This is a genomic window from Intestinirhabdus alba (assembly GCF_009711095.1).
Classification (GTDB): Bacteria; Pseudomonadota; Gammaproteobacteria; order Enterobacterales; family Enterobacteriaceae; genus Intestinirhabdus; species Intestinirhabdus alba.
In genome coordinates, this window is the sequence record NZ_WMJZ01000081.1 from 1 (window position 1) to 4,313 (window position 4,313).

Sequence of the window (4,313 nt, forward strand, 5' to 3'; positions counted from 1 at the left end):
CGTCCTTTTTTACCCGCCCATTACTGGGGATCCCTCAGCGCTTCGGCGAGGTTTTTTTGTTTCTGGCCTTTTTTGCGCTAAAACGTGATCGTTAACACATTTTTATCGGGAGCAATAATTTTCCGTTGTCTCGCTCCGCAAGCTGTGCTTGTATGAAACCTGTTAATTGCTAAACAGACAAGGCCCCTAATGACCCACTCCATGTTAACTGCGACCCTACTAAAAACTGCGCAATCTGCCGCAGCGGTCGTCGTGCGTGTGGTGGTGGTCGTCGGCAATGCGCCGTAGGGTCCGGAACACACGATTCCAAAACCCCGCCGGCGCAAACCGGGCGGGGTTTTTCGTTTACGAGACCTGTCCGGCAAGTCGGCCCAGAATAAAAGGACTGGAGCATGGCAAGTTCGGATACCACACCTCATCGTCAGCGTTTTACGGGCGCAGAATTTATCGTCCATTTTCTGGAGCGCCAGGGTATAAAAATTGTTACCGGCATTCCGGGCGGTTCGATTCTTCCCGTTTACGACGCATTAAGCCAAAGTACGCAAATTCGCCATATTCTGGCGCGCCATGAGCAGGGCGCGGGGTTTATCGCTCAGGGAATGGCGCGTACCGACGGTAAGCCCGCGGTTTGCATGGCCTGCAGCGGGCCAGGCGCGACCAATCTGGTGACCGCCATCGCCGACGCGCGGCTGGATTCCATTCCGCTGGTCTGCATTACCGGCCAGGTGCCCGCCTCGATGATTGGCACCGACGCCTTTCAGGAAGTGGACACCTACGGTATTTCAATTCCCATCACCAAACACAACTATCTGGTCAGAGATATCAACGAATTGCCGCAGGTCATGCATGATGCGTTTCGTCTTGCGCAGTCGGGACGCCCCGGCCCGGTGTGGATAGATATTCCCAAGGACGTGCAGACGGCGGTTTTTGAGGTTGAAACGCTGCCGCCGCTGGCGCAGAAAACGGCGACCCCGGCGTTCAGCACCCAGAGCGTACGTGACGCGGCGGCGATGATTAACGCGGCGCAGCGCCCGGTACTCTATCTTGGCGGCGGGGCGATCGATGCCTCACAGCGCGTGCGCGAGCTGGCGGAAAAAGCGCAGCTGCCGGTGACCATGACCTTAATGGCGCTGGGCGTTCTGCCGAAGGCGCATCCGCTGTCGTTAGGGATGCTGGGAATGCACGGCGCGCGCAGCACTAACCATATTCTGCAGCAGGCGGATCTGCTGGTGGTGTTGGGGGCGCGTTTTGATGACCGGGCGATTGGCAGGAGCGAGCAGTTTTGTCCGGAGGCGAAAATCGTTCACGTGGATATCGACCGCGCGGAGCTGGGAAAAATCCGTCAGCCGCACGTGGCGATTCAGGCCGATGTCGATGACGTACTGGCGCAGTTGATCCCGCTGATTGAGGCAACGCCGCGCGAGGCGTGGGGACGCCAGGTGGCGGAGCTGCAGCGGGAATTTCCCTGCGCCATTCCCCAGCAAAGCAATCCGCTCAGCCATTACGGGCTGATTAACGCGGTTGCCACCTGCGTAGACGACAGCGCGATTATCACTACCGACGTGGGGCAGCATCAGATGTGGGCGGCGCAGGCCTACCCGCTGAATCGTCCGCGCCAGTGGCTCACCTCCGGCGGGCTGGGAACGATGGGCTTTGGTCTGCCAGCGGCGATTGGCGCGGCGCTGGCCAATCCGCAGCGTAAGGTGCTGTGCTTCTCCGGCGATGGCAGCCTGATGATGAATATTCAGGAGCTGGCCACCGCCTGCGAAAACCGGCTGGATGTGAAAATTATCCTGATGAATAACGAAGCGCTGGGGCTGGTGCATCAGCAGCAGAGCCTGTTCTATAAGCAGGGCGTATTTGCCGCCACGTATCCCCACAGAATCGACTTTACCCGGATTGCCGCCGGATTCGGACTGGAAACCTGCGATCTGAACGACGAGGCCGATCCGCAGGCTGCCCTGCGGGCGATGATTCAACGTCCGGGACCGGCACTGATCCACGTGCGTATTGATGCTGAAGAAAAAGTGTATCCGATGGTGCCGCCGGGTGCGGCAAATATTGAGATGGTGGGGGAATAAGCCATGCAGAAAAAAAATTATGAGAACGTTATTCTGGAACTCACCGTGCGTAACCATCCCGGGGTGATGACCCACGTTTGCGGGCTGTTTGCCCGCCGCGCCTTCAACGTGGAGGGCATTCTATGCCTGCCGATCCCTGACAGCGACAAAAGCCGTATCTGGCTGCTGGTGAATGACGATCGGCGGCTGGAACAGATGCTAAGTCAGATCGATAAGCTGGAGGACGTTGAGAAAGTGGTGCGTAACCAGTCAGATCCCGGCATGTTCAACAAAATTGCCGTCTTTTTTGAGTGAGATTTGCTCGTAACAGCAGATGAAGGCGTGACGAAACCCACCTTCCGGATATGCCGGTTAAAGAAGAGGCGACGGGCGGCAATTCCGCCCGCCGTTTTGCCAAGAGGCAGAGTTATTCAGATAACCGCCATACTTCAGGCCGTATGCGCATCGGCTTTCTGATTATTTGTCTCCTCCCTGAGACGGGCCTCCTCCGCGCAGGTTTTTAAAATGCTTTGCCGGATTATTTAGGGGGAAGCGGGTGCTGGTGTTCAGCCGCCGCTGGTTTTTCCTCGCGCTTTGGCTGGATGAACTTCTCCTTATTCGTTGGTAATTTAACCGTAACGTCGGGAATATCGTCCATATGAAATTTTACATCCGCCATTAGCCTGATAATGTCCGCGGTAATATCCGCCTGATAGCCATTTGCCATGACGCTCTGGCTGGTTATTACCACAGCTTCCGGCTTGTTCTTTAACCATTGATCTGTTTTATCGTGGATAGCGTTGTAGACTTCGCGAGAGGATTTCTGGCGTTCCTCATCGAAGTATTTATTTAACGTATTAATACTGCTGCTGTAGGTTAGCGCCGAGGGCGCTGTGCCTTTTTCACCATACAGCTTGTCTACAACGTCGGCGCTATGCTGTAGCTTTTGTCTTAATTCCTCAATGTGTGCTTTTACCTGCTTAACCGGCGGCGATTCTTTAAAAATTCGCTCGACGTTAATCACATAAATGTTACTTTCTGTTTTTTGCTGCTGCGGCTTTGACTCATCGCATCCGGAAAAAAACGGGCTGAGTAATATTATTGTTGCCGGAAACAGCATTTTTTTAGCAAATGTCATAATACCTCTGTATATATTATTAGGGATTTTTCCGGCGGCAAAAGCCGCCGGGGCAGAAGGTTATTTTTTTACCATTCCATCAAAATACCGACGTTATAGGTTGTGCCGCGGAAATCCCCGGCGTTGGTAGCAATACCGGATTTAACGGCTACATTTTCGTTAAATCTGTATCCCGTGCCGACGGCAATGGCCTGTTCTGACTCATAGCCGCCAACCGCTGCGGTAAAGCTAAACTTGCCCACGCCGTATGGTTGCATCAGGCCATTTAACGCCGCCTGTGAGGCCAGGCCTTTATTGACCTTGTCATCCAGCTCACGGATCGCCTTCCTGTTTTGCCCGACCGCGTTGCGCAGTTCGCCAAGCTTATTATCAATCCTCGCGGATTGTGTCCTGAGTTGCTGAACGTTGACGGCATCGGTATCTTTAGTTCCCGCCGCAACGTGAGTTATCTGGCGATTGTTGTTTTCCGCGCCGACGGAGAACGAATTATCTCTCCCGGCGACGGAGTTATTGCCGACAGCGACCGAATTTTTTCCGGAGGCTCTGGCATTTGTACCGATGGCGGTAGAATTTTCTGCGGTTGCGTTGCTGTTTGAACCGACCGCCAGCGCGTTTTTACCCGTAACCGAAGGCTCTTTATAATCTCCGTTAAAACGGGTTATCCCCTTTTGACCACTTGATAATTTACTGTATTCATCTGTCGTAGCGCCCTTGATGGAATTAAATTTGTCGTCGGTATAGTTTTTGGACTCCTTAACGGCTTCAGATTTTGCCTCACTAATCTTTGAATTCAGCGCAGTGGCAACGTCGCCGCCTTTGGTGCTTTTCAGTTCGCGAACGAAGGTTTCAGTAGTCAATACCTTGTGGTTGTCTACGGTGATTTCATTACGATCGATCTTAACTTTTCCTACCTTAATGCCGTCATCGCCGCTGATGCTTACGCCCTCGCCGCCGTTCCGATCCTTTATAGTCATGCCTTTCGTCGGATCCAGAGTGATAGCTCCGGCTTTTCCGGAACTGCCGACCACGATACGGTCAAAGCGCGGGGCTCTGGCGATACCCACCGAGACGGCACCGTCGCCGTTGATGTAGGTGGCGACGTTCTCGCCGCTGAA

The 4,313-nt window shown here is 54.1% G+C and carries 5 protein-coding genes; 3 read left to right on the forward strand and 2 right to left on the reverse strand.

Going from position 1 to position 4,313, the window contains the following annotated elements:
* The first annotated feature begins 189 nt into the window (after nt 1–189).
* The 3 genes from ivbL to ilvN all read left to right on the forward strand — a co-directional run bounded on the left by ivbL (nt 190) and on the right by ilvN (nt 2,375).
* Entirely contained in the window at nt 190–288 is a 99-nt protein-coding gene (gene ivbL / locus GJV78_RS22360; RefSeq protein WP_155110261.1) for an ilvB operon leader peptide IvbL, read from the forward strand.
* A gap of 104 nt (nt 289–392) precedes the next feature.
* A complete protein-coding gene (gene ilvB / locus GJV78_RS22365) occupies nt 393–2,081 on the forward strand; it encodes an acetolactate synthase large subunit (protein ID WP_155110262.1) in 1,689 nt (562 codons plus the stop codon).
* A 3-nt stretch (nt 2,082–2,084) separates the two neighbouring features.
* Nucleotides 2,085–2,375: an acetolactate synthase small subunit gene (gene ilvN, locus GJV78_RS22370; protein WP_155110263.1), complete on the forward strand. Its 291-nt coding sequence runs from the start codon at nt 2,085–2,087 to the stop codon at nt 2,373–2,375.
* Nucleotides 2,376–2,598: 223 nt separating this feature from the next.
* Here ilvN and GJV78_RS22375 read toward each other — a convergent pair whose 3' ends face one another.
* Together GJV78_RS22375 and GJV78_RS22380 are read right to left on the reverse strand one after the other, a co-directional pair.
* On the reverse strand, nt 2,599–3,198 hold the full coding sequence (locus GJV78_RS22375) for an OmpH family outer membrane protein (protein WP_155110264.1): 600 nt from the start codon (nt 3,196–3,198) through the stop codon (nt 2,599–2,601).
* A 68-nt stretch (nt 3,199–3,266) separates the two neighbouring features.
* Nucleotides 3,267–4,262, reverse strand: a complete 996-nt coding sequence (locus tag GJV78_RS22380) for a YadA family autotransporter adhesin (protein ID WP_155110265.1) — start codon at nt 4,260–4,262, stop codon at nt 3,267–3,269.
* Between the last annotated feature and the right edge of the window lie 51 nt (nt 4,263–4,313).

Excerpts from the sequence above, each read along its gene's own strand:
- ilvB (WP_155110262.1), top strand. The coding sequence starts at position 393 with ATGGCAAGTTCGGATACCACACCTCATCGTCAGCGTTTTACGGGCGCA.
- GJV78_RS22375 (WP_155110264.1), bottom strand. The coding sequence starts at position 3,198 with ATGACATTTGCTAAAAAAATGCTGTTTCCGGCAACAATAATATTACTC.
- ivbL (WP_155110261.1), top strand. The coding sequence starts at position 190 with ATGACCCACTCCATGTTAACTGCGACCCTACTAAAAACTGCGCAATCT.
- ilvN (WP_155110263.1), top strand. The coding sequence starts at position 2,085 with ATGCAGAAAAAAAATTATGAGAACGTTATTCTGGAACTCACCGTGCGT.